The following is a 23,591-nucleotide window of genomic DNA, read 5'->3' as shown; positions in this document are numbered from 1 at the left end:
CATTTTTCAAGGGAGGGGATTTTGAAACCGCTGATGACCCGGTTGTTCCTGGGGGTTGTTTATTTTGCCTGCGCACTCCTTCAAACCGCCGCCGGCGCGGAAAAGCCCGCCCCCTACACCCTCGCGCTCATTCCCCAACGGCCGCCGGTCGACATGTACCGCGACTGGACGCCTTTTCTGGAACTGCTTTCCCAGAAAAGCGGTCTAAAACTGGAACTCAAGGTGTTTGCCGGAATGGAGGAGTTCGAAGAGCAGCTCGAAAGCGGTCTCCCCGATTTCATCTTTACCAATTCCACCCAGGCCGTGCAGGCTTGGCGGAGTCAGCGTTATCTCCCCCTGGTACGGAGCAGTGCCATGCTCAAAGGGGTGCTTTTTGTAAAAAAAGATTCCCCCGTCACCGAAGTCAATGATCTACTCGACAAAAAAATCGCTTTTGTCGGGGCGAAAAATCTGTGTAGCGTCTTTGTTCGCGACGGACTGCACCACGACCTGCTCGCATACAGCTTTATCCGCCTTTACGAGGGAAGCACCCAGAATGTTTTCAAAACCGTGCTGCTCGGCAAGGCCGACGCCGGCGTGACCCTCGACGTCAACCTCGATACCGCCTCCAATGAAATTCGTGAAGGGATGCGGATCATCTACCAGACCGCCCCCCTGGCGCCCCACCCGCTATCCGCCCACCCCCGGCTTCCCCAGGACGTTCGTGAACGGTTTCTTGAGACGATCCTCGCTATCGGCGCGAATCCGCGTCATGAATCTCTCCTCAAGTCGATCGGCCTGGCCCATCCGATACCGGCCGATTACCACCGGGATTACCGTAGTCTCGAAGAAATCGACCTGGAGACCCTGACCGCGGAAACCTGCGCGTCAGAGCCCTGAATCCGGATAGGCATTTCATGCGACCCTTGCATCTGCACCGACAACTCTTTCTGGCCGGCGCCCTGATCCTGATTTTTTCTCTGTTCACCTACGCCGCCGTGACCAGTTCCCGGCAAGCTCGCATTCACCAGGAGGTCATGAGCCGCAACGCCGCCGCCATGGGCCGAAATATCTCCGAAAGCTGCGCCGAAATGCTGGTGGTGGGGGATTTCGCCGGGCTCGATTCCTTCGCCATGCGCACCCTGGCCCTACCCGACATCACCGGGATCCTCATCGCCGAGGCCGACGGCACCGTCATCACCCTCGTCGAACGTTCACCACAGGAAACGCCACTTCTCAAACAGCTATCGCCGCCGTTGAACCTTCCCAAAAACCCGGTGGAATATCTGGAAGTGGCGAACGATCACCTGACGATTTTTCAGCCGATCAATGCCGGCCGCTTGATCGGTTGGGCGCGAATCACCTTCGACCTCGAAGCCATCGCCGCCCAGCAACGAGCCGTTTGGGAAAACAGTCTGCTCGTCGGCATCCCCGCGCTGATCCTGGGATTGGCCTTACTGGGGCGAGTACTGAGTCGTCCGGTGAAAGCCATCGAGGAACTTTCCCGCTTCGCCTTGAGTCTCGACAGCAACAAGGGCGCGACCATCGACCTGAAGCCCTCCTCCGAAGAGGTTCGACAACTAGCCCAGGCGCTCAATTCGGCATCGGTCAGTCTGTCGAGCTCGGAAAACCTGCTTCGCGCGACCAATGAGCAACTCGCCGTCACCCTGCGCAGCATCGGAGAAGGGATGATCTCCACCGATACCGAAGGGCGCATCCTGCGGATGAACCGGGTGGCCGAGCAACTGACCGGCTGGCCCGTGGCGGACGCCCTCGGCCGCCCCCTGGAAAAAGTGCTTTGCCTTTATGACGAAAAAACCGCTTTACCTGTGAACCTCGGGACTTTGGAGGATACGCCGCGGGACGGCGGCGACGATCCGGAGCATCCGCTGCTGCTCATGGCTCGCGACGGCTCCAGCTTGCCGGTCGGAGCGAACGCGGCGCCGATCCGCGACGATCGGGGCACGGTCAGCGGCGCGGTCCTGATCTTTCGCGATCAGACCGGGGAACGGGCGGCGCGACAAGCCTTGCGCGAAAGCGAGGAACGCCTCAATCTCGCCCTCAGGGCCGCCCATCTCGGATCCTGGCATTGGCAAATCGCCGAGGATCGAATTTTGTGCGACGAACTGACCCGCCGTATTCTCGGCTTGGCTCCGGAGGCGGCGCCGACCGATCTTTCCGGGGTCGCCGCGCTGGTCGCGGAAGAGGATCGACAACCCTTTGCCGAGACCCTGCGGCGAACAGCGACGGAGGATGTCCCCCTTGAGACCACGTTTCAGGTCATCCTCCCCGACGAAACGCGGCGGCATCTCACCATGCGGGGCAAGCTCTATCGGAACGATCTTGGAGCTCCTTGGCGGATTTCCGGCATCCTCTGGGATGTGACCGAGCAGAAACGGGCCGAGGAAGAAATCCGTGAGCTCAATATCACCCTGGAACAGCGGGTCCACGAACGCACCGTCCAGTTGGAGGCGGCCAACAAGGAACTCGAATCCTTCTCCTACAGCGTTTCCCACGACTTGCGGGCGCCGCTGCGAGGCATCGACGGCTTTTCCCAGGCCCTGCTCGAAGACTGTTGGGAACACTTGGACGACACCGGCCGCGACTACCTCGGACGCATCCGCATGGCGGCCCAACGCATGGGCCTGCTGATCGAGGATATGCTCCTCCTTTCGCGGGTCTCTCGAAGTGATCTGTCGCGGCGGATCGTCGATTTGAGCCGACTGGCGGAAACCGCCCTGCAGCGCTTGGCGGCGCAGGAACCTCAAAGGCAAGTGACCTGGGAAATAACGCCCGACCTGCAAGCCGAGGGCGATCCCAAGCTGCTCGCCATCGCCCTCGACAATCTGCTGGGCAATGCCTGGAAATACAGCGCCCGGCAGACCGACGCCCGGCTTGTCTTCGACCGTGTGACAATCGACGACGAAACCGTCTTTTTCGTCCGGGACAACGGCGTCGGGTTCGACATGCGCTACGCCGAAAAACTCTTCGTGCCCTTTCAACGACTGCACCGGGTGGAGGATTTTCCCGGCACGGGCGTCGGCCTGGCCACCGTCGCCCGGGTCATTCACAAACACGGCGGTCGTATCTGGGCCGAATCCGAGATCGATCAAGGCGCCGTCTTCTATTTCACCCTTCCCGGGAGCCCCCGGACGGAGACATCATTGCCATGAGTGAAAAAATCATTTTGCTGGTCGAGGATAACCCGGACGATGTCGCCCTGACCGTCCGAGCCATGGAAAGAAATAAAATCGCCAATACCGTCGTGGTGGCCCGCGACGGCGCCGAAGCCCTTGATTGGCTGTTCGGAACCGGGCAGTATGCCGAGCGCGACACCTCGATACAGCCCCAACTGGTGATGCTCGATCTGCATCTGCCCAAGGTGGACGGCATCGAAGTCCTGCAACGCATCCGCGCCGACGAACGGACCCGGCATCTGCCGGTGGTGATTCTCACCACCTCCAGCGAGCAGCGGGACATCCTCGCCAGCTACGACCGGGGGGCCAACAGCTATATCCAGAAACCCGTGGATTTTCAGGCCTTCAACGAAGCCGTCCGGCAACTCGGCATCTATTGGCTGATCCTGAACCGCTGCGCGCCCAGATAACTTAACCACCCGAACCCGCAACGGACTCCCTACCTGGCAAAGCCTATGCAACCCCCTCCCACCCGCTTCTCCTGGCGTCATTTTCTGCCGGCGCTCTTCGTCGTTTGCGTCTGGGGGATGTCCTTCGCCGTCACCCGCGTGACCGTTCAGGAGATCCCGCCCTTTACCCTGGCCTTTCTGCGCTTCGCGCTCGCGAGTCTGCTGATCTGGCCCCTGGCCCGCCGTCATCGCCATACGCGCATCGACCGCGAGGATCGCGGCGCCCTCTTCCTGCTCGGCTTCATCGGCGTCACCGTCTACTTCGGCTTTGAAAACTTCGGCCTCAAATACACCACCGCCACCCACGGCGCCCTCATCGTCGCCACCATCCCCCTGACCACCGAGGCGGTCAACGCCATCCGCCACCGCCGCCGCCCGCGCATGGCGGTGATCGCCGGGCTCCTCGTCGCCCTGGCCGGGGTCGGCCTGCTGGTCGGACCCGACAAGGGCGAGGCGACCCTGCTGGGCGATCTGCTCATGTTCGCCGCCGTCACCAGTTGGGTCGGCTACACCTTTCTCGCCGACCGGCTCACCGCCCGCTATCCCAACCTGCTGCTAACCTTCCGCATCACCACCGTCGGCACCTTGACGTTGCTGCCGGGCGCGCTCCTCGAAGCCTGGCTGCTCCCCCTACCCCACCCTTCCCTCACCGCCTGGGGCGGTGTCTTCTTTCTCGGCGCCTTCTGTTCGGCCCTGGCCTATCACCTATGGAACCAGGCCATCCCCGCCCTCGGCGTCGGCCTCACCAACCACCTTCTCTACGGCATCCCCCTGGTCGGCGCCCTCACCGGCGTCCTCGCCCTCGGCGAACCCTTGACCTCCAACATCCTCATCGGCGGCACCCTGATCGTCGGCGGGGTCTTTATGGCGATAAAGAAAGGGGGAGATCAGGAACAGGGGGGATGAAGAGAAGTCAGACTGACGTCAATTTCCAGCAAAGAGGCCAACGGCGGGCCTTGGATCATCCCCCTTTGAAAAAGGGGGAACGAGGGGGATTTGCCTGTAAAGCAACGGGAAATCCCCCCCAGCCCCCCTTTGTCAAAGGGGGGGGAAGCTCCCTGAGCGGGTCGAAGGGCAGAGCCTCTTCAATCCTCGGCCGGGGACAAGCCCCGGCCGCTCCCCTCGGGGTGCCATGCCAGCAATATGCCACGGCTGTTTCAATCCTCGGCCGGGGACAAGCCCCGGCCGCTCCGGGAGGTTGATGTGCTTTGGCGGGTTGATACCGGTTTCAATCCTCGGCCGGGGACAAGCCCCGGCCGCTCGTCTGCGCAAAGCCTTCCCGGCCGTGATGACCGAAGTTTCAATCCTCGGCCGGGGACAAGCCCCGGCCGCTCTTTGCTAGGTTCGCACTTTTACCTAACACAGCAAGTTTCAATCCTCGGCCGGGGACAAGCCCCGGCCGCTCCGTGGAAACCGGGTAGTAACTCGTACCAGCACGAAGTTTCAATCCTCGGCCGGGGACAAGCCCCGGCCGCTCGTTGATCCCCTCGAACCCGCCCACCGTCTCGAACTGTTTCAATCCTCGGCCGGGGACAAGCCCCGGCCGCTCGTGGAGTTGTAGCGGCTATCCAGAGTGTAAGCAGTTTCAATCCTCGGCCGGGGACAAGCCCCGGCCGCTCCCTGTTGGGCCAGGAAATCGGTGCGGGGGTTTTATGTTTCAATCCTCGGCCGGGGACAAGCCCCGGCCGCTCGCCCCCTGGCGCGGCATTGTCTGCGGGACTCGCTCGGTTTCAATCCTCGGCCGGGGACAAGCCCCGGCCGCTCTGCCATTCTGATTATCCGGCCGACGCCGGAAGCTTGTTTCAATCCTCGGCCGGGGACAAGCCCCGGCCGCTCGCCGGACGGATTACAGCGCCGTATTTATGCCGAGGTTTCAATCCTCGGCCGGGGACAAGCCCCGGCCGCTCCCGACGTCCATCGCGCCCCACCAAATCCTAGAAAAGTTTCAATCCTCGGCCGGGGACAAGCCCCGGCCGCTCTTTGCCGTACTCCTCAATCTCGGCCGAGCTGAGATTGTTTCAATCCTCGGCCGGGGACAAGCCCCGGCCGCTCATTGCCTTGTGGCTTAAATTCCCGTTGTTCACGCAGTTTCAATCCTCGGCCGGGGACAAGCCCCGGCCGCTCGCGCTGTCGAGGGTTTCGGTGTATGCAACCCCATGTTTCAATCCTCGGCCGGGGACAAGCCCCGGCCGCTCAGGTTCTTGCGAACCTGTTGTTGCCATTGTGCTTTTTCGCCGGTTTCCGCGAACCGGCCTGAACATCCACTCCTTTCCGGGATTAGAAATTCTCCCGATTGAAAAAATGTCATCATCTCAACATTTTCCCTTCCCGCGAACACCCCGGCAAAAACCCTATCGCAGGGGGTTCGCGCACGGCCGTCAAACAATCAGCGGTTCTTCGAAATTGACGAAATCATCCACGCCGAAGCTGTCGATGACGCAGTCCCGCGCGCCGATGAGTCGGTAAATCCGCAAACTGTCGCAGGCCTTGTCGATTTCCTTGACCAACTCCCGCTTCATCTGTTCGTACTGCATGTCGTTGACCGAACACTCGAAGACCGACTTCTGCACCCGCTGCCCGTAGCTCTTGCACACCTTCGCCACCCGCCGCAGGCGCTTCTGCCCGGCCTTGTCCTCGGTGTTCACATCATAGGTCACGATCAGCCACATGGCACCCTCAACGATAAAGATACGGCGTGTAGGTTTCGGTGTCGCCGCGCAGATGGCGGGCCAATAGCCGCGCCTGAACATGGGGGATCAGGCCCAGCGGCACGGTCTGGTCGAGGACCGGGTGACGGAGTTCATCCTGTTTGCGTTTCTGATAGGCGGTCACCACCGCCTTGCGCCCTTTTTCGTTGAGATAGACCGCGCCGCCCGGCCGCTCGTCGAAGTCGTCGGGATTGATCTGCCGCAGGTTGATGAGGGTCAGTGCCAGGCGATCGGCGAGAATCGGCCGCAACTCTTCCATCAGATCCAGGCCGAGGGAGGGCCGCCCCGGCCGCATGACGTGGAGAAAGCCCATCTGCGGATCGAGACCGACCCCTTCAACGGCGGAAACGCAGTCGTTGAGCAGCAGCACATAAAGGAAGGAGAGCAGCGCGTTGATGCGATCCCGAGGCGGGCGGCGGTTGCGGCCGTTCATGCGGAAATGCTCGCGGTTCTGGGTCAGCATCCGGTCGAGACAGTCGAAGTAAACCCGCGCCGATTCCCCTTCGAGGCCGCGCATGAAATCGATTTCGGTCGCCGGGGCAAGGCGTTCGACGGCGCGGCCGTGCAGATCGGCGGCACTCTGTAAGGCGGCGGCGGAGTCTTCGTCCTTCGCTTCCCGCTGGCCGCGCAACAGCACCTGCCGGGCATTCTGGATTTTGCCGGCGACCAGGTTGCGGACAATGGCCGCCTGCCGGGGCGCATCCTCGATGGCGAGATGCTGCTGATGGCGCAGCAACACGTTACCGCCGACCTTGCCGATCATCCGGCAGCGATAACGGCCGTTGCGGTCGAGCAACACCACGCCCCGTCCATCCTCGGCGCATTTGTGCAGCAGAAAAGGGGTGGTCATGACGTTGCCGAAGAGGACGATCCCGCCAAGATGATGGAGCGGCACCTGTAAGCGGTTTTCGCCATCGACCTTGACTTTGACCGTTTCGCCCTCGAGGTGCAGATAGCTGCCTTCGGTCATGACGAACAGAGTGTTGAGGAGATGTTTCATGGCTTTCTCCCTTTAAGCCGCTTGCGGCTTTCGGGTTCGTCCAGATAATTTTCCGCCGTGGATACTTTTTCGCCGGTTTCCACTTCCAGTTTTTCCCGCGCCTCGCCGGCGATCCGACCGCCTTTATGGGCCGCCACCCGGTTTTCCGGAAAGCCCTGGGCATCCTGCTTGCGGGCGATTTCCGTCGTCGCCGCCTCGCCCAGCATGGAGAAGATCAGCTCCAGATCGGTCATGTGATCCCGCAGGTTTTCCCGTTTCAACCCCTTGAACTGTTTGTATTCGCTCGGCGTCATGCCGAAGGCGGCCTTGGCGATTTCGGCGGTCAGGATCGCGTACTCCGGTTCTCCATTCACGCCCCGGTTCTTCCATTCTTCGGTCAGCTCCGCCCGCACCGCGATGCCGCGCATCCGCTTTTCGATCCACGCCTCCGAGTAGCCCTTGGCCCGGTACAGTTCGCGAGTGCGCTTCGTCGCCAGCTCGGGATCTTCGATTTCCTGCACCCGCTCGTAGCCGACCTTGGCCAGCCAGCGTTTGAACGGTTCGGCCTTGGGGGAGGGAATGGACTGGATGATGCGGAACAGGCCTTCGGTGTTGGCGCAGTCGGTCGCCCGCAGCTTCCCGTCAGGAGCGACCAGTTTCAACCCGTGACAAAATGTCACGACTTCACTCCCTTCTTGCCCAAGTCGCTGTTTCAGCTTGCGCCAGTATGCCCCGGCATCGGCACTCTCCGTCAACGCACCGCAGACATCCACAACCGAAAACCACCACTCGCCCTGGTGCAGCGTCCGCCGAATTTCCTTGCTCTGGAATACCGCCAGCTTCGTTTCCATCACATCCCTCCTTCGACAATGAACAACTCCCGCGCCGCCTTGCGTCCCCGCTCCTTCTCGGCGATCACGGCGGGCAGGCAAATATTCCTCAATGAACACTCCGGACAACGCTGATTATTGATCGGCGGCGGCAGGTTCCCGGATGCCAGCAGCTCATGAATTGCGTTCGCCATCGCCTCCACCTGTCGGCGCAATTCGGGAGTAAATTCGACCTCTCGGCGGCGCATTGAGCTTTTGTGAAAAACTGCTCCCCGCTCGATCCTTACACTCAGCATCTCCTCGAGGCAAAGGGCCTGCGCGGCCAGTTGCAGGTCGTCATTGAGCCATTTCCTCATTTTGCCGTGTTTGTATTCCACCGGGTAGACAGTACCGTCGGCGTGGAACTCCACCACGTCACACCGCCCCGAAAGCCCCAGGCGTTGGGACCAGATTGGCAGGGCGTACTCCAGACGAACGCCTTTGGCGTCACAGACATGAAAAGTCTGATCGGCCCGTTCGTGTTCGGCTGTGCCCCGCTGGGTATGGATGTTGTCTTCGAACTCGGCATCCATAAAGATCAATGCGCAGCGGCGGGGGCAATAGGCATACTGATTGAGCGCGGAAACGGCAATTGTCTCCGCGCCCTCTGTCAGTAGTTTGCTCATGGAGTCAACAATTCCACGCCGGCCGGTAGCCGGTCGCGGTGGACAGTGACCTCGTAATCCAAGAAACTGCGAGGTGAATTGGCCGATTTCCTGACGATCTCCACAATGGCCCCCTTGTCCAGCAGCTTGTGGGCCGGGGCGCAGCCGAGCATGGCCTGCTTGACCCGCTGGTTCTGGTCAGTGTCGGTGCCGACGTGCTTGAACACATAGAGCCCCCGGCAGGACATCATCCCCTTGCTGGCGGAGCGGTCATGGTCATACATGTTGAGAAGCGCCTCCCAAAAGTTGTTCAGGTCGGCATCGGAAAAGCCGGTCCCCTTGGCGAGATTGGCGCTGATGAAACCTTTGGCCACGTAGAGGCCGTAAGGGATGAGGGACTTGCGACCCATGGTGCGGAGTTTGTCCTCTTCCTGTGCGTTTTCCCATTTTTCGTAATCAGCCGCCGCCTTGGCCCCGCTCACTTTTTCTGCCACCGCCATGCGGGTAATGGAGGCATCCATCGGCAATATCGGGTCAACCGAACGGGCAAAGGAGAGCTGAACCGGCCCTCGTACCTGCCCGGCATTGGCGCCGGTACTCATCACCGCGCCGAAGGTACGGACATCGAAGAAGGTTTTGCACATCCAGTCGCAGGCGCTGCCAACCTGGTTACGGTTACCACCGCCTTCAGGTTTGCCGCCTGTTTCTTCATGGGCCTTGGTGATGTACTTGTTTAGATTGGTGGCATGTTGGACATAGACAGCATTCGGTGCTGCGGCAGCGATATCCGAGCCAAATTTTTCTAGGATGAAGTTCCGCACCCGTCTCTTGAGCGCCACATCCGAGACAAGACCGTGCATGTCCTCGGGGTCGATGCGAGGGCTGTTTCCGGCATCCGGATCACCGTTGGGGTTGCCATTTTCGCAGTCGAAAAGAAAGAGGAATTCGTAGCGGTTCTGGATACTCATAATTTATCTCCCTTGGTAATCTCGTTAGTGTCGGTATTTTTACCCGCCCTATTGGCGGCCATCTGTTGGTAATAGCCCAAGGCAAAAAGGCTTTGTTGATCCAGATTCAAGGTTGAAGGGATGCGATCTTGAATGCGACTCATAATCTCGGAAATCTGGTCTTCGTACCAATAGGCAAGGCCACCATCGAGTTTGTTCAGATGATTTTTGGCATTGTTGAACAGGCGACCAAGGGTAAGACCGGGCGTTTGGCTGGCCGCCACATAGTAACGCTGGACAACCCCCGCGCCGACGTCCCCCAAAGCCGATCGTTGCAACCCAGCCAGTGTTGCCAGCAAACGCCCACACTGATAGGCCGCCTCTGGGTGCTCCTTGTTGAGATAGGCACTCATTTGGTGATCTCCTCCCTTGCGAATGAAATACGCTTTAATTAGGCCCATGCGGGCATGATTGAACGATTTGTCGTCGATGAGGTCGGCGCGAAAACGGGCCAGGGCTTGAGCGATTAGAGGCTGAGGAATCGGCAAACCGGCTAGGGCGACTCGCCAGAGGGTTGTTGCCGTAGGGGCAGGAAGGTCTTTCAAGTCTCGCATTATAGAGCCGCACACCGCGAGAAACTTGGGGTCAGGCGCTATCTTGCCACCATCCCTGGCAACGATCTCCAGGTCAGAAAACCACTGATCGATCCTGGCAACTAAATCCTCGAAACTTCTATCCATCCAATCGCGCACCATGACCCGCCCCGCTGCGCCGGATAACGTCATAGCATAGTAACGATTGTTTCCAAGAACAGCCCGTTGACCGGTACGTAAGGAAGCAAGGAGTTGTCTAACCGAATTCTGGGCTGCCGCCTCGGTCAGTTCCGGTGGCTCAAACAAAAAAGCCAGCGGGTCGTCTTCCGGCCTCACAGCTTCCTTGAACCAATGGACAACGAGCGTGTTAGCCATCTTGCGCGAATGGTTTTTGATGAGATGGTTGAGCGCATCTACACATTCGCGAACCGGTTTCTCACCCATGGCAGCGTTACTTGCTTGCTCCAGACCGAATGAGCAAAACGCCGCCTTGTCAAAACCGGCCATGACGTCGCCGGTGCCAAGGCCACCGACACCGGACAGACCGGTAATTTTCGGCTGAGTGGCAACCGGCTCCAGTGCTTCGCCAGTCAAAAAACAGACCATCCCGGCCGGCGGCGAATCAAACAGAGGTTGCGCTGCCGCCTTGCCCCGTTTCGGTTTTTCATTTGTCTTTCCTTTTATCTGATCTGCCTCACGCCAGCTTCTCCACCAGTTGAGCACCTCGGTCTGCTGCAATGGATCAATACCGGCAACGCGCCAGCGTAGCCAGTCTGTTGGTTTAGCCTTTTCTGCAGCAAGGCGACCGCGCAATATCTCAACCTGCTCCGCATTCTCCAGGAAACTGGCCATTGGCTGAATAGCAGGCGCAACCACCGATGCCTGTCGAACCATCTCCGAGAAAAACGCCTGTTTCTCGCGAGAGCCGGCAACCTTTTTGGGATCTTCATTCGGTTTGCTGAGCAGGGCAACTGTCTGTAGTGTCTCCACCAGAAAATGGGCTCGCCCACCGGCATTCATGTTGTGCATCTCCGGGCATTTTGGAGTCTGCTCTCCTTTGTCGTCCCCCAACGGCAGGACATTGACGAGACAACCATCCGGGGTGAGCTCCACCAACCATCGTACCGTTCGAGTGGTGAAGCCGGGCTCTGAACCAGCGAGATTGGTTTGGGCGTAACGTACAAGTTCATTCAGCATCAGATACGCCCCCTTTCTGGTTTACGGACTTTTTCGCTGTCATAAGGTGGAACTTCCAGCACGCCTCCCTTTACTGTTGCATCAAAAAGGGAGATGAATGGCGTATCGTCTCGTACGACATCCCGCCGCAAATCAAAGACGTCGTACAGCATCCAGCCGAGATGCTGGTCGAATGGCGCAGCACAACTCCGTGCTTCGCCTGCTTGCAGATACTCGAAAAATGCCGGGAATTCGCTACAACCGAAGAACGGCTGCTGAAAACATTTCCCCTGTTTGGCCCGGCGCTCGAACATGCTGTCGAACTTGTTGATCTGATCTGGCGCCGTAAATTCCGGTTTTGGGATGATTCTAGCCGTCAACCGGTAACGGACGTTTTTTAGCGCCATGGTCTGACGCTGGGTGCGGCCTTTTTGGTCGGTGCCCAGGTCATCTTTGCCACCATCGGCCCAGAGCGGCTCAGGCTGTTCACGTCCTTCCATCCATGCCTTGATGGTTCTATCCGCGGGGGCTTTGTCCTTCACCTCGTTGCGCCGCAAGGCGATGTAACGGGGCATCTCCAGCACCTCGATCCGCTCCACCTGCCAATGAAAATAGGGACGCATCCCTTTGGCATCCCGAATCCCCTCCCAGTAGATGGCATCGAAGATTCCCCGCGCGGCGGACGGAGTAATGACCGGATAACTGAACCGCTCCACCTTCATTTCCGGGCGGGTGAAGCACGCCAGATCGCCCCAGACCTCAAGGGTGTGGGTTTTTTTGCTCACCATATTCCTCCTTTCCTCAACCAATCAAAATCTGCTGTGACTGCGGCAATCGCAGCCCGAACACATCATCGTACATATCTCCATGGCGATCCTCGAGAATGAACCATTCATCCGAAACCCCTTGGCCATAGCGCAGTTTCGCGGGGATCAGCACTCCCCAGGCTGGATGGTCATGCCTCGGACGAAAAACACTAACGGTCAATCCCTGAGCTCTCCTGATCCACTGAGCGTTTATCCCTTCCTCCTCCTGCTGACGACGTAGTTCATTGAACCTGTCCATACCAGCATCGTAAGGAACCAGTAACTGGATGGCCGATTGGTCAATAAGGCGATATTCCTTGGCAACGCGAACGAAATCAACGGCAGTCAGGGCCACCGTAAGCTCCCGGTTCTGGGTTTCCGGTTTCGTCAGGTCATAGAGGCGATGGTAATAATCGCGAAAAACTGCCGGTTCGTTTAGATCAAGGCCCGCCTTGCCCGCAATCGTGAGCATGCTGCGCGTAACTTCGGCAGCCTGGAAATATGGCCGCGTCGGGTAGCGTTTCCGGTAATCCCCTGCAACGTCGGGCTCAAAAACTCGCACCTCGCCCATTTTACGATTGCCGTCATCATCGGCGAGTCGTCCCTCCCGGTTGCAGCGCCCGGCAGCCTGGGCAATGGCGTCAAGCGGCGCGAGAGCGCGATAGACCACCGGAAAATCCACATCGACACCGGCCTCAATGCATTGGGTGGAGATCAGCCGACAAGACTGTCCGGATTTCAGCCTAGCGCGCACCTCATCCAGAACCGCCCGGCGGTGCAGAGCGCAGAGGTTGGTGGAAAGATGAAAAACGGCCTCGTCATGCTTCATTTCTTCAAGCAGCGCTGCCGCGTGACTCTTGAGGTTCACGACGCAGAGCACCTGTTCCTCTGCTCTGATCTCTGCCGCCAGAGTTGTCCACTTCTTTGATTCTCCCTGGTCCGGCCAATCTACCTCATAGCGGCGCAGCGCACCGTACAGGCGGGCATGGTCAGGCGCCGCCTCAACGGGGCGCCACCCTGTATAAACCAATTTCGCAACGGCGCCGTCCAAGGCATCGAAAGCCGGCTGGGTTGCCGTGGCAAAGAGTACCGTTGTCCGGTAGGTTCGGGACAGATGGGAAAGCGCCGCAAGCGTCGGCACGGCCAGGGACTGCGGCAAGGTCTGGGCCTCGTCGAACATGATGACCGATTCCATCAGATTGTGGAGCTTGCGGCAGGCGGACGGCCGGTTGGAAAAGAGCGATTCAAGAAGCTGGACGTTAGTGGTGATGATGATCGGTGCATCCCAGTTTTCAGCCAATAGTCGCCTGGCGCGCTCAGCGGCGGCTTCAGCATCGCCCGTTGCCTCTTCGCTTCCCAAGCCGGCCAGGCTGTGGTGTTCAAGGACAAAGTTGCCGGGAAAATTTTGAAACACCGACCGGTAGATTTCTGCTGTCTGCTCGATGATCGACAGAAACGGCACGACAAGAACGATCCGCTTGAGGCCGTTTCTGCGCACATGCTCAAGTGCAAATTTCAGCATGGCCAAGGTCTTGCCGCTTCCAGTCGGAGCCGTCAGCGTCAAGAGCCCCGGCACTGCCGCCGCCGCTGTCGTCACCATGTTCCAGAGGGCGTTACGGGCGTCCAGTACGGACTTGTCCGCCTTGTTCACACTGCGGATTTTGCCCGACATATAATGGTCAAGGGCGGTCAAGGCTTGTGCAGCGTTCAATTTCGGCCCTGCTTCACGATAACGCTTACCCTGTTCATCTCCCTCAAAATGGGCTTCGGTGTCCAGAAAGTCCGCATCGGTGAGACAAGAAAAGAGCATTCTGACATCAAGCATCGATGAAATCTGGGATTGAAATCCAACCTTTACAGAGATGACCGGATTTGTAGGCTTTTCAGCGAGCAAGCCATCGGCCACAAGTCTTGCCTTCAGCCGACTGAAATCCTCATCACTGAGCCTTGACGTATTGGGAGTTGCCTGTTTCATCATTCTTAGGGCACCGTTGCCGCCTTGCTGCAAACCAATGTGATGCCCCTGAATTGCCAGCGCTGCGGCAACAGCCTGAAATTCGCTGAGCGCCAACCAAGCCCCAGGCGACCAGTGATCAAGTCCCTTGGCTTCACCACGCAGTCGTGCCTGAAACAAATCCGCATACTTGCCGAGGTCGTGAAGCACTCCGGCAAGGTTGGCCTCCTCACCCCATTCGGCCCCTCCGGAAAATTCTACTGCGAGCCGTGCAACATCGGTCAGATGCTCCTTTGCCAAATGAGGCCGGTTGCAATCGTTTGCGCTATGAGCTAAAAAAACCACTTCAACCTCCGCTTATAAAAATTATTTTCACCCCAACACCCCATTGCGTCAAAATACGTCGCACAAACTCCTTCTCTCCTGAAAAAAACGAGTCCACACCGGGCAACGGAACGGAATCCATCGTAACGCGATGGCCTCAAGGAGGAAGGTCGAGGTATTGCGGAATGGTGTAACATGGCAGGCCCTCCCAGGCAGGATTCATCGCGACCGGGGAAACCGGCCTTCATTTCATAAAAAGACAGTAATCACCTTAGTCCGGTTCCGGACTTGTGACAACCCTTCACGGGAAGAAAAATGCCGGCAAGAGGCGCTCCCCTCCCCTATCCTTCCCTCAAGGCTTGCGCTCAGGTTCGGCCTGGGCTATATATTCCCGACGCATTAAATTCCAAGGAGAATCCCTATGATTACCGCCATCAGCCCGCTCGACGGGCGCTATGCATCGAAAGTTTCCGAACTGGGGGAGTGTTTTTCCGAATACGCGTTGCTGCGCAACCGGGTGAAGGTCGAGGTGCTGTGGCTGCTCGCCCTCTGCGCCGAGTCGGGGATTCCCCAGTGCCGCCCGGTCAGCGCCGAGGAGGAGGCCCGGCTGCGCGCCGTCGTCGCCGATTTCACTCCGGCCGAGGCCGAGAAGATCAAGGCCATCGAGGCGGTGACCAACCACGACGTCAAGGCGGTGGAATATTATCTGAAAGAGCAGATCGCCGGCACCAGCCTGGAGGAGCTTTCCGAATTTATCCACTTCGCCTGCACCTCGGAGGACATCAACAACCTCTCCCACGCCCTGATGCTCAAGGACGGCCTGGCGGCGCTGGTGCCGGCACAGAAGGAGATCATCGCCGGTATCGCCAAGCTGGCCGCCGACTTCAAGGATGTGCCGATGCTCGCCCGCACCCACGGCCAGACCGCCTCGCCGACGACCATCGGCAAGGAGTTGGCGGTCTTCGCCGCGCGGTTGCGCAAGCAGAGCGCCAACATCGGCCGGGTCGAGCTGCTCGGCAAGCTCAACGGCGCCGTCGGCAACTTCAACGCCCACCTCTCGGCCTATCCCGAGGTCGATTGGGTGAAACTGACCAAGGGGGTGATCGAGGGTGAGTTGGGGCTGAGCCAAAACCTCTTCACCACCCAGATCGAGCCCCACGACTACATGGCCGAGCTTTTCGACGCCCTCTGTCGCTGGAACACCATCCTCATCGACTTCAACCGCGACATCTGGACCTACATCTCCATGGCCTATTTCGGCCAGAAGACGGTCAAGGGGGAGGTCGGCTCTTCGACCATGCCGCACAAGGTCAATCCCATCGACTTCGAGAACTCGGAAGGCAACTGCGGCCTAGCCAACGCAATCTTCACCCACCTGTCGCAGAAGCTGCCGATCTCGCGCCTGCAACGGGATCTCACCGACTCGACGGTGCTGCGCAACATGGGGGTCGGTTTCGGTTACAGCCTGCTCGCCTATCGCTCGACCCTGAAGGGGATGGGCAAACTCAAGCTCAACGAACAGAAGCTGGCCCAGGATCTGGATCAGGCCTGGGAGGTGCTGGCCGAGCCGATCCAGACGGTGATGCGCAAGGCGGGGATCGACAAGCCCTACGAGAAGCTCAAGGAGCTGACCCGGGGCAACGTCATCGATCGCGACACCATCCGCGATTTCATTAACACCCTGGATCTGGCCGCCGAGGATAAAGAGCGGCTGCTAAAGATGACCCCGGCCAGCTACATCGGCCTGGCGCCGCAGATAGTCGACTGGCTGGAATAACCGCCGCCGATCCGCAAAAGGGTAGGATGCCGGTGAGCGCAGCGAACCGCATTAGTGCTCCGTCGTCAACCCCGATGCGGTTCCTTACGTCACCGCATCATACAATCCTCCAAAACGCAAAAAGGACCGCGATAATGCGGTCCTTTTTGCGTTTAAATCTGGCGGATCGGATTCTTCAGCCTGATGCGGTTCCTTGCCTCACCGCGTCCTACAACTGCTCGTAAAAAGAGGGTTTCACAAATTTGAAGGAGTCGACGAAGGCGTCGAAGGCCTGTTCGTCCACCGGATCATAGGCGACCTGTTCCGGTCGCCACTGGGTGTAATAAAAACCGACCACCCGCTCACCGCGCCGGGCGAAGACGACCTTGGCCGAAACCTTCTGGCCTTTGACCCGCTCCTTCCCTTCAACCCGGGCCACCAGCGCTGGTTTTCCGTTGAAGGTGGCGGGCTCCAGTTGGGGTTCGCCGAAAACCACCCGGCTGGCCCAGAGAAAGCGCTTGAAAAATTCCGGCGCCCGCTTGTCGAAATCATTGGAATAACCGAAAGGTTCCTCGGCATAGGCCATGGTCGACTGGCAGGGGAAGTAGTCGCTGCATTCCTTGGCGAAGGCGACGCTGTAGTCGTCTTCATCGAGGGAAACGAGCGACCAGGGGGCCGGGGGCGTCAGGAAGGCGTACTCTTCCTGCCAGACGACCGTGCCGTCGGCCCGACGCAGTGCGGCCAGGGGGTCGACCGTCGTCGGAGCTGGAGCGGCGCAGGCGCCCAGGAGCAGAACAACCATACCAAGCAGCAACAGGCGCATCATGATTTCACCTCCTCGGCGTTGAGTTTTTTCAGCGTTCGGAGGATGTCATGGAAATCCGGGGTGCCGTTGCGCATGTAGCGGATAACCCCCTGCCGGTCGATAATGACCGTTTTGCGGCTGAACATCGGATAAGCGGGAGGCTGAGAACCGAACCACATACCGATATGCCCCACCGGGTTGGAGAGGATGGGAAAGGTCAGTTCCAGCTCGTCGGACCAGAATTTGAGAGTATTGACATCGTTGCGGCTGACGCCCACCACGCGGGCGTTGAAGCGGTCATAAAGATCGAGATTCCTCTGATGACCCTCCATTTCCCCCGTTCAGATAGGGGTGTAGGCCGCCGGGAAAAAGGTCATGACCAGATGATGCTTGCCGTAATAGTCCAGGTCGTAATTGAACAGCTTGCCCTGACTGGTGGCGGCGGAAAAGATCGGCGCACGGTCTCCAACGGACTTCAGTATGACGTCCTGCTGAGCGACCGGGGCGCAGGCCAGGGCAAAAAAACAGACCAGCAACAGACTGAAAAGGGATCGACTTCGCTGCATAGAACCTCCTGAATGAGTGAAATTAAATGTGAGAGTTAGTTTACCGTACCACTCCCTAATTAACAAGCGCCCGGAACTACTCTTTTTTCTTGTCGGCGTTAAGGGGCAGCCCGCAGTGCAGACAACGGCGGAAATACATGGGGATCAGGCCGTTGACGTGAAAGAGATTGCCGCAGCGGGGGCATTTAACAAAAGCGGAAATACAACTGGCGATGCAGGCGAAGATGAACCAGACGGCGAAAACCTTGGCCGTGGCCCGGTCCGACTGGGTGATGGTCAGGGTCGTCCAGATGAGGGGGATGTAGATCAGAATCACCCCCCACAGGCACCAGCGGCGTCGGCGTACCTTGCTCAATCCTTCGGCATATTGACTGAAATCTTCGTTTTCGGACAAGACAACCTCCTGCGGAAAAGATGATTCACGGATCTAGTTACGGAGCATGTTCAAACGAAAATGGGTACTGAGGGTCGTTTGAAAAGACTTGACGACTTCGAGGGAAAGCCGCAGCCGCCCCAGTTCGAGGCGGTTGAGTTTGGCGGGGTTGATGTAGTTGTTCGGCTCCAATCCGGCTTGAATGGCATCGACCTGACCGCGCAGGCGGTAAAAAACCAGCAGGCTGAAGGCCGCGTCGAGATCGTCGGCCTGCTTGGCAGGAAGGATCGCCTGCTCTTTGAGCCACTGAATCTTATCGCGGGTGCAACCGCCGAGCCGCCCGCGCGCCAGACACATGACCTTAACCCCTTCGGTAATGGCGAAAATCCCGGCCTTTTTCAGGTCGATGAGCCCGCGGTACTGCCCTTTTTTTTCGACTTTCAGGGAACCGAACATGCCAAGAGGAGGAACGAAACGGACGACATTGGCCGCCATGCGCGAAAGGAAGAGGTCTTCTTCCATCGCCCGCCGGATCACAGCGCTCTTCAGGGAGTCGACCAGGGACATATCCCCCCAGACCCCCCGAATATCGGCGAACATGCTGAAGTTGAGGATATTTTCCGGGTTGGGAACGGAGATCCACTGATCGAGCGCGACGGACCAATCCTCCAGGCTCCGGCGCCAGAAGGTGTTTTTCGCCATGATCCCGCCAGGGCACTCAGGTACGCCGATCTGAATGAGGCCGTCGATCAAGGCCTGGGAAAAGGCTTCGATGCGTCCCAGCGTTTCCGCATTCAGACCATCGGCATAGATGATGGCATTGTCCTGATCGGTGCTGAGCGTTTGCTCCCCCCGCCCTTCGCTCCCCAAAACCATGAAGACGAAATTTTCGGGCAGGTCGGCAAAACGTTCGCGTTGCAGCAGATCGATAAGGCGCAGCACCAACCGGTCGTTGAGGGTGGCGATGAGTCGGACCAGATCTTTGGTGCGGACCCCGGAACGGCTCAGAAAGACGACCAGATCCTGGACGCCCTGATGAATCTTCTTCAACTCGTCGAAGGATTCGGCCCTTTCGAGGTCGCGCAAGAGGCGTTGCGGGGAATGGGTCTGCACCCGCAGAATGTCCGATTCATTGACGATGCCGCACAGCTTGCCCTCGCCGTTGACCACCCCAACCCGGTGGATATTGTGCCGCGACATTTTACAGACGACCTCAAGCAGGTACTCCTCTTCGGCGACGGTGATCAGCGGCTCGCTCATGATGGCGCGAGCGGTGAGCGCGGTGGGGTCGGCCCCCCGGGAAACTACCTTGTTGCGCAGGTCGCGATCAGTGATGATGCCGACCGGGCTCTCCCCCTCGCAAACGATGATACTGGAGACGTTCTTTTCCCGCATGGTCGTCGCCAACTCGACCACCGTCGCTTCCACCGGACAGGTAATCAGGTCGCGACGGCAGAAATCGCCGACCGGGAAAAAAAAGACATTCTCTTCACTCAACTCCGCACCTCCCGGAACTCCGGTATGGGGATGGACAAACTCAACCTGACTTTGTTGTTACAACAGTTTACCAGGAGAGTCAAACAGTACCATTAATCCCACCTTGAAATAACGAAGCCTGCCCCATCACGGGAGCAGGCTTCGCAGATTTTACGGACCTATCGGCTGAGATCAATAACGGGCGTCGGCGAACTCGACCCAGCCGCCGGCCTGAACCAGGGCCTTGTCGAAGGGGCTGATCTCGAAGCTGAAGGTTTCGGTCTTCTCCCCGGCTTTGGCGGTGACTTTCTGGCCGTCGAGATCGACGCTGATCGTGACCTCGCCCGCTTTGTCCAGGGCGAAGAGCCGGTCGAGATCGGCCTTGGGCAACTCGATGGCGAGCATGCCGCCATTGAAGGTGTTCTGGCGGAAGATGCGGGCGTAGCTCTGGGCAATGATGGTGTGCACACCGTTGACCTCGAAGACCCAGGGGGCGTGCTCGCGGGAGGAACCGCAGCCGAAGTTCTCACGGCTGACCACGACCCGGGCCTTTTTCAGTTTCTCCCCCTTGGGATCGAAGCTCTCAAGTTTGAGGTCTTCGAGCATGTAAGGCTGAAGGGCTTCCTTGGTCACCTCGGTCAGATACTTGGCCGGGATGATTTCGTCGGTATTGATGTCGGAACGGTCGAGAAAGATGGCCGGTCCGCCGAAGATTTTATTCATGGTCGATCTCTCCATGTGAAATTTCCATGTAGGGGCGTATGACATGCGCCCTGGGCGCACGCGGTGCGCCCCTACATCGGGTTACGACAAATTACAGCGTCCGCGCGTCGGTAATGACGCCCTTGAGGGCGGTGGCGGCGGCGGTGGCCGGGCTCATCAGGTGGACCATCCCCCCCTTGCCCATGCGTCCGTTGAAATTGCGGTTGCTGGTCGAGGCGCAGACTTCCCCCTCGGACAGCACTCCATTACTCATCCCCAGGCAGGCGCCGCAGGTCGGGTTGGTGACGCAGAAACCAGCATCCATGAAGATCTGGATGATCCCTTCGGCGAGGGCATCGCTGAAGATCTTCGGGGTCGCCGGCGAAACGATGCCGCGCACCGATTCGGCGATCTTCTTCCCCTTGAGAATCGCCGCGGCCTCGCGCAGATCTTCAATGCGGCCGTTGGTACAGGTTCCGATGTAGATCTGATCGACCCTGGTCCCGGCCATCTCTTTGGCCGACTTGACGCAGTCGGGCTTGTAACCGTAGGTGACCTGGGGTTCGAGCTTCGACAGATCGAAGTCGAGGACCTTGTCGTATTGAGCGTCGTCGTCGGAAACCCACTTGCGGTATTCGGCCAGGGCTGCATCCTTGCTCTTGAAATCCCCCTGGATGAAGGGCCAGAGATACTCGACGGTGGTCATGTCGGGGAGGCAGATGCCGCAGGTGCCGCCGGCCTCGATCGCCATGTTGCACAGGGTCATGCGCGCTTCCATGCTCATGGCGTCAATGATCGGGCCGCGGAATTCGATGACCCGGTCGGTGGCGCCATTGACGCCGAGTTGACCGATGACGAAGAGGATGACGTCCTTGGCATAAACCCCTTGCGGCAGGCTGCCGGTGAGGTTGACGCGGATGGTGGCCGGCTCGCGAAAGGCGCAGACCCCCTTCAAGATGCCGACTTCCAGATCGGTGGTGCCGACACCGGCGGCGAAGGCGCCGAAGGCGCCGTGGGTGCAGGTGTGGCTGTCGCCCATGATCACGGTGAAGCCGGGGCGAATGTAACCTTTTTCGGGAAAGATCGCGTGGCAGACGCCGTTATGGCCGACGTCGAAGAAATCCTTGATCTCATGGCGGCGCGCCCAGTCCCGCAGCATCTTCGCCTGCAGGGCGGTCTTGCTGTCCTTCGAGGGGGTGACGTGGTCGATGACCGCCTTGATCTTGTCGGGATCGAAAACCCGGTCCTTGCCCCGCGCCTCGAGATCGGCGATGGCAACCGGGGTGGTGATTTCATGGCAGAGAACCCGGTCGAGGTTGAGCACCTTGGTCCCGGGGAACGGCTCGTCGCGCAGATGGGCGGCGAAGATTTTTTCGGCGATGGTCTTTCCCATAATCTCTCCTTGACTGACTAATTCGATGGCGAAGCGCGGCGATTCTATCCCAAGGGCCAAAAACAGGCAAGCCTTGTCCGGGGCTTGCGCGCAAAGCGGGCGGGACAGCCAAACCGCCGCCCCGCCCGCAAGGCCCGATCAACCGAGAGCACTCAGACTGTGATGGTGTTGCGCTTGGGCGCGCTGACCAGTTTGTTCAGCGCATTGATATAGGCCTTGGCACTGGCGACGATAATGTCGGGATGGGCGCCCTGGCCAAGCACTTCGCGGCCGTCCTCTTCGAGACGCACGGTACATTCCCCCTGGGCGTCGGTGCCGCCGGTGATGGCGCCGATGGCGAAATGGAGGAGGCGGGCATTGCTGCCGGTGAGCTTTTTGATCGCCTTGAAAGTGGCATCCACTGGCCCGTCCCCGAGCTGGGCGGCCTTCTTCACCTTGCCTTCCACTTCCATCTCCACCGTGGCGGTCGGTGCGGTGAAGGAGCCGGAAGAAACGCTCATCTGCAGCAGCCTGTAGGTTTCGGGGATGCGGATGATCTCGTCGGCGACGATGGCGTCGATATCTTCATCGAAAATTTCTTTTTTCTGATCAGCCAAGGTCTTGAAACGAACGAAGGCCTTTTCGATATCCTCCTTGCTCAGCTCGTAGCCGAGTTGCTCCAGGCGCTGGATGAAGGCATGACGTCCGGAATGCTTACCAAGAACCAGCTTGTTCTGGTTAAGGCCGATCGACTCGGGGGTCATGATCTCGTAGGTCGATTTCTCCATCAGTACGCCGTGCTGATGAATCCCTGCCTCGTGGGCGAAGGCGTTGGCGCCGACGATCGCCTTGTTCGGCTGGACGACGATACCGGTGATGGTCGAGAGCAGTTTGCTCGCGGCGTAAATGTGCTCGGTCACCACATTGGTCTGGAAGGGCAGAATGTCCTGACGGGTGCGCAGGGTCATGACTACCTCTTCGAGGGAACAGTTGCCGGCGCGCTCGCCGATGCCGTTGATGGTGCACTCCACCTGCTCGGCCCCGGCCTGGATCGCCGCCAGGGAGTTGGCCACGGCCAGCCCCAGGTCGTTGTGACAGTGGACGGAAAGCACGGTTTTCTCGATATTTGGAACATTATCCTTGAGATACTTGATGATGTTAAAATATTCCGAGGGGATGGTGTAACCGACCGTATCGGGAATGTTCACCGTCCTGGCCCCGGCATCGATGACCGCCTCGACCACCTTGGCGAGAAAAGGCAACCGGGTGCGGACCGCGTCTTCGGCGGAAAACTCGACGTTGGGGGTGTAGCCGGCGGCCCGTTTGACCGCCTTGACGGCGGTTTCGATGACCTGCTCCTCGCTCATCTTCAGCTTGTACTTCATGTGGATATCGCTGGTGGCGATGAAGGTATGGATGCGCCCCCGCTCCCCGGCGTACTTGAGCGCCTCCCAGGCGCGGTCGATATCCATGTTGTTGGCGCGGGAGAGCCCGGCGATCTGCGGCCCCTTGATCGCTTTGGCGACGCGCCGCACCGCCTCGAAATCCCCTTCCGAGGCGATGGGGAAACCGGCTTCGATGACATCGACATTCATCTTTTCGAGCAGATGGGCGATGCGCAGTTTTTCCTCGATGTTCATACTGGCGCCGGGAGACTGCTCGCCGTCGCGCAAAGTGGTGTCGAAAATCTTGATCTTCTTGGCTTGACTCATCGTTTCCTCCAGATTAGGTTCCCCGCCCGCTATTTGTTGAGATTGGGGGTTTTCAGGTCGAACAGCTCGCTCATTTTCTCCTGTTCCTTCGCCGGCCGTTCAAGGGCCGGCTCGCCCAGGTCCGATTCCATCCGACCACCCCCTTTCGCTAAATAAAAAACTCCCGCCCCAAAAACAGGGGCGAGAGCGTATGCTTCGCGGTACCACCCTGATTCGTCCGCCTGCGCGAAACGCATTGGCGAA

At 59.2% G+C, this 23,591-nt stretch carries 21 protein-coding genes, 1 CRISPR repeat array and 1 other annotated feature (1 of these 23 running past the window's edge); of the genes, 5 read left to right on the top strand and 16 right to left on the bottom strand.

All coding sequences use genetic code 11. The annotated features are described in order from the left end of the window. Positions 1-21 precede the first annotated feature (21 nt). The 4 genes from BQ4888_RS00550 to BQ4888_RS00535 are packed head-to-tail and all read left to right on the top strand — an operon-like array spanning position 22 to position 4,531. Positions 22-879: a phosphate/phosphite/phosphonate ABC transporter substrate-binding protein gene (locus BQ4888_RS00550; protein ID WP_092052323.1), complete on the top strand. Its 858-nt coding sequence runs from the start codon at positions 22-24 to the stop codon at positions 877-879. Between the two features lie 17 nt (positions 880-896). Next, entirely contained in the window at positions 897-3,152 is a 2,256-nt protein-coding gene (locus tag BQ4888_RS00545) for a sensor histidine kinase (RefSeq protein WP_092052320.1), read from the top strand. Further along, positions 3,149-3,586 (top strand): response regulator, encoded by a 438-nt coding sequence (locus BQ4888_RS00540; protein ID WP_092052319.1) that lies wholly within the window; start codon positions 3,149-3,151, stop codon positions 3,584-3,586. Before BQ4888_RS00545 ends, BQ4888_RS00540 begins: the two co-directional genes overlap by 4 nt. 45 nt (positions 3,587-3,631) lie before the next feature. Further along, entirely contained in the window at positions 3,632-4,531 is a 900-nt protein-coding gene (locus BQ4888_RS00535) for a DMT family transporter (RefSeq protein WP_092052316.1), read from the top strand. A 176-nt stretch (positions 4,532-4,707) separates the two neighbouring features. Continuing rightward, positions 4,708-5,820: direct repeats of the CRISPR family, unit length 37 nt; unit sequence GTTTCAATCCTCGGCCGGGGACAAGCCCCGGCCGCTC. Between the two features lie 183 nt (positions 5,821-6,003). On the opposite strand, the gene cas2 is transcribed toward BQ4888_RS00535, so the two are convergent. Genes cas2 through BQ4888_RS00495 form a run of 8 tightly spaced genes read right to left on the bottom strand, consistent with a single transcriptional unit; the run spans position 6,004 to position 14,607 of the window. Next, on the bottom strand, positions 6,004-6,294 hold the full coding sequence (gene cas2, locus BQ4888_RS00530; protein WP_092052314.1) for a CRISPR-associated endonuclease Cas2: 291 nt from the start codon (positions 6,292-6,294) through the stop codon (positions 6,004-6,006). Between the two features lie 7 nt (positions 6,295-6,301). Then, positions 6,302-7,333 carry a type I-C CRISPR-associated endonuclease Cas1c gene (gene cas1c / locus BQ4888_RS00525; RefSeq protein WP_092052311.1) on the bottom strand — a complete coding sequence of 344 codons (1,032 nt, stop codon included), beginning with the start codon at positions 7,331-7,333 and terminating at the stop codon, positions 6,302-6,304. Next, positions 7,330-8,163: a BRO-N domain-containing protein gene (locus BQ4888_RS00520; RefSeq protein ID WP_092052309.1), complete on the bottom strand. Its 834-nt coding sequence runs from the start codon at positions 8,161-8,163 to the stop codon at positions 7,330-7,332. The genes cas1c and BQ4888_RS00520 overlap by 4 nt, the downstream gene beginning before the upstream one ends. Continuing rightward, a complete protein-coding gene (cas4, locus tag BQ4888_RS00515; RefSeq protein WP_176374236.1) occupies positions 8,163-8,807 on the bottom strand; it encodes a CRISPR-associated protein Cas4 in 645 nt (214 codons plus the stop codon). The genes BQ4888_RS00520 and cas4 overlap by 1 nt, the downstream gene beginning before the upstream one ends. Continuing rightward, positions 8,804-9,754: a type I-C CRISPR-associated protein Cas7/Csd2 gene (gene cas7c / locus BQ4888_RS00510; protein ID WP_092052307.1), complete on the bottom strand. Its 951-nt coding sequence runs from the start codon at positions 9,752-9,754 to the stop codon at positions 8,804-8,806. The genes cas4 and cas7c overlap by 4 nt, the downstream gene beginning before the upstream one ends. Continuing rightward, positions 9,751-11,523 carry a type I-C CRISPR-associated protein Cas8c/Csd1 gene (gene cas8c / locus BQ4888_RS00505; RefSeq protein WP_092052304.1) on the bottom strand — a complete coding sequence of 591 codons (1,773 nt, stop codon included), beginning with the start codon at positions 11,521-11,523 and terminating at the stop codon, positions 9,751-9,753. Before cas8c ends, cas7c begins: the two co-directional genes overlap by 4 nt. Beyond that, on the bottom strand, positions 11,523-12,290 hold the full coding sequence (cas5c, locus tag BQ4888_RS00500) for a type I-C CRISPR-associated protein Cas5c (RefSeq protein WP_092052302.1): 768 nt from the start codon (positions 12,288-12,290) through the stop codon (positions 11,523-11,525). Before cas5c ends, cas8c begins: the two co-directional genes overlap by 1 nt. A gap of 13 nt (positions 12,291-12,303) precedes the next feature. After that, positions 12,304-14,607, bottom strand: a complete 2,304-nt coding sequence (locus BQ4888_RS00495) for a CRISPR-associated helicase/endonuclease Cas3 (RefSeq protein ID WP_092052300.1) — start codon at positions 14,605-14,607, stop codon at positions 12,304-12,306. A 400-nt stretch (positions 14,608-15,007) separates the two neighbouring features. On the opposite strand from BQ4888_RS00495, the gene purB reads away from it, so the two are divergent. Next, positions 15,008-16,363: an adenylosuccinate lyase gene (gene purB / locus BQ4888_RS00490; protein WP_092052298.1), complete on the top strand. Its 1,356-nt coding sequence runs from the start codon at positions 15,008-15,010 to the stop codon at positions 16,361-16,363. A gap of 208 nt (positions 16,364-16,571) precedes the next feature. Here purB and BQ4888_RS00485 read toward each other — a convergent pair whose 3' ends face one another. The 8 genes from BQ4888_RS00485 to BQ4888_RS00450 all read right to left on the bottom strand — a co-directional run bounded on the left by BQ4888_RS00485 (position 16,572) and on the right by BQ4888_RS00450 (position 23,348). Then, positions 16,572-17,168, bottom strand: a complete 597-nt coding sequence (locus tag BQ4888_RS00485; protein WP_092052296.1) for a hypothetical protein — start codon at positions 17,166-17,168, stop codon at positions 16,572-16,574. Next, entirely contained in the window at positions 17,165-17,479 is a 315-nt protein-coding gene (locus BQ4888_RS00480) for a peroxiredoxin family protein (RefSeq protein WP_092052294.1), read from the bottom strand. The genes BQ4888_RS00485 and BQ4888_RS00480 overlap by 4 nt, the downstream gene beginning before the upstream one ends. Before the next feature lie 9 nt (positions 17,480-17,488). Then, the gene (locus BQ4888_RS00475) at positions 17,489-17,713 is read right to left on the bottom strand and encodes a thioredoxin domain-containing protein (protein ID WP_092052292.1); all 225 of its coding nucleotides are present in this window, start codon (positions 17,711-17,713) and stop codon (positions 17,489-17,491) included. A 76-nt stretch (positions 17,714-17,789) separates the two neighbouring features. Next, positions 17,790-18,107 carry a hypothetical protein gene (locus BQ4888_RS00470; protein WP_240746282.1) on the bottom strand — a complete coding sequence of 106 codons (318 nt, stop codon included), beginning with the start codon at positions 18,105-18,107 and terminating at the stop codon, positions 17,790-17,792. A gap of 33 nt (positions 18,108-18,140) precedes the next feature. Further along, on the bottom strand, positions 18,141-19,583 hold the full coding sequence (locus BQ4888_RS00465) for a DUF294 nucleotidyltransferase-like domain-containing protein (protein ID WP_092052288.1): 1,443 nt from the start codon (positions 19,581-19,583) through the stop codon (positions 18,141-18,143). A gap of 171 nt (positions 19,584-19,754) precedes the next feature. Beyond that, positions 19,755-20,285 (bottom strand): 3-isopropylmalate dehydratase small subunit, encoded by a 531-nt coding sequence (locus tag BQ4888_RS00460; RefSeq protein ID WP_092052286.1) that lies wholly within the window; start codon positions 20,283-20,285, stop codon positions 19,755-19,757. Positions 20,286-20,376: 91 nt separating this feature from the next. Then, positions 20,377-21,657, bottom strand: coding sequence for a 3-isopropylmalate dehydratase large subunit (locus BQ4888_RS00455; protein ID WP_092052284.1), 1,281 nt, complete (start codon positions 21,655-21,657; stop codon positions 20,377-20,379). Positions 21,658-21,809: 152 nt separating this feature from the next. Next, positions 21,810-23,348 (bottom strand): 2-isopropylmalate synthase, encoded by a 1,539-nt coding sequence (locus tag BQ4888_RS00450; protein ID WP_092052282.1) that lies wholly within the window; start codon positions 23,346-23,348, stop codon positions 21,810-21,812. A gap of 173 nt (positions 23,349-23,521) precedes the next feature. Further along, positions 23,522-23,591: a binding site (T-box leader), on the bottom strand (it continues 163 nt past the right edge of the window).

Origin of the sequence: Desulfuromonas acetexigens, from assembly GCF_900111775.1 — a bacterium.
Lineage (GTDB): Bacteria > Desulfobacterota > Desulfuromonadia > Desulfuromonadales > Trichloromonadaceae > Trichloromonas > Trichloromonas acetexigens.
This window is presented reverse-complemented; position numbering and strand designations above follow the sequence as displayed.

Bases quoted from the DNA above. Each gene is read 5' to 3' on its own strand.
- BQ4888_RS00545 (WP_092052320.1), top strand. From the start codon at position 897: ATGCGACCCTTGCATCTGCACCGACAACTCTTTCTGGCCGGCGCCCTG.
- BQ4888_RS00540 (WP_092052319.1), top strand. From the start codon at position 3,149: ATGAGTGAAAAAATCATTTTGCTGGTCGAGGATAACCCGGACGATGTC.
- BQ4888_RS00535 (WP_092052316.1), top strand. From the start codon at position 3,632: ATGCAACCCCCTCCCACCCGCTTCTCCTGGCGTCATTTTCTGCCGGCG.
- cas2 (WP_092052314.1), bottom strand. From the start codon at position 6,294: ATGTGGCTGATCGTGACCTATGATGTGAACACCGAGGACAAGGCCGGG.
- cas1c (WP_092052311.1), bottom strand. From the start codon at position 7,333: ATGAAACATCTCCTCAACACTCTGTTCGTCATGACCGAAGGCAGCTAT.
- BQ4888_RS00520 (WP_092052309.1), bottom strand. From the start codon at position 8,163: ATGGAAACGAAGCTGGCGGTATTCCAGAGCAAGGAAATTCGGCGGACG.
- cas4 (WP_176374236.1), bottom strand. From the start codon at position 8,807: ATGAGCAAACTACTGACAGAGGGCGCGGAGACAATTGCCGTTTCCGCG.
- cas7c (WP_092052307.1), bottom strand. From the start codon at position 9,754: ATGAGTATCCAGAACCGCTACGAATTCCTCTTTCTTTTCGACTGCGAA.
- cas8c (WP_092052304.1), bottom strand. From the start codon at position 11,523: ATGCTGAATGAACTTGTACGTTACGCCCAAACCAATCTCGCTGGTTCA.
- cas5c (WP_092052302.1), bottom strand. From the start codon at position 12,290: ATGGTGAGCAAAAAAACCCACACCCTTGAGGTCTGGGGCGATCTGGCG.
- purB (WP_092052298.1), top strand. From the start codon at position 15,008: ATGATTACCGCCATCAGCCCGCTCGACGGGCGCTATGCATCGAAAGTT.
- BQ4888_RS00485 (WP_092052296.1), bottom strand. From the start codon at position 17,168: ATGATGCGCCTGTTGCTGCTTGGTATGGTTGTTCTGCTCCTGGGCGCC.
- BQ4888_RS00480 (WP_092052294.1), bottom strand. From the start codon at position 17,479: ATGGAGGGTCATCAGAGGAATCTCGATCTTTATGACCGCTTCAACGCC.
- BQ4888_RS00475 (WP_092052292.1), bottom strand. From the start codon at position 17,713: ATGCAGCGAAGTCGATCCCTTTTCAGTCTGTTGCTGGTCTGTTTTTTT.
- BQ4888_RS00460 (WP_092052286.1), bottom strand. From the start codon at position 20,285: ATGAATAAAATCTTCGGCGGACCGGCCATCTTTCTCGACCGTTCCGAC.
- BQ4888_RS00455 (WP_092052284.1), bottom strand. From the start codon at position 21,657: ATGGGAAAGACCATCGCCGAAAAAATCTTCGCCGCCCATCTGCGCGAC.
- BQ4888_RS00450 (WP_092052282.1), bottom strand. From the start codon at position 23,348: ATGAGTCAAGCCAAGAAGATCAAGATTTTCGACACCACTTTGCGCGAC.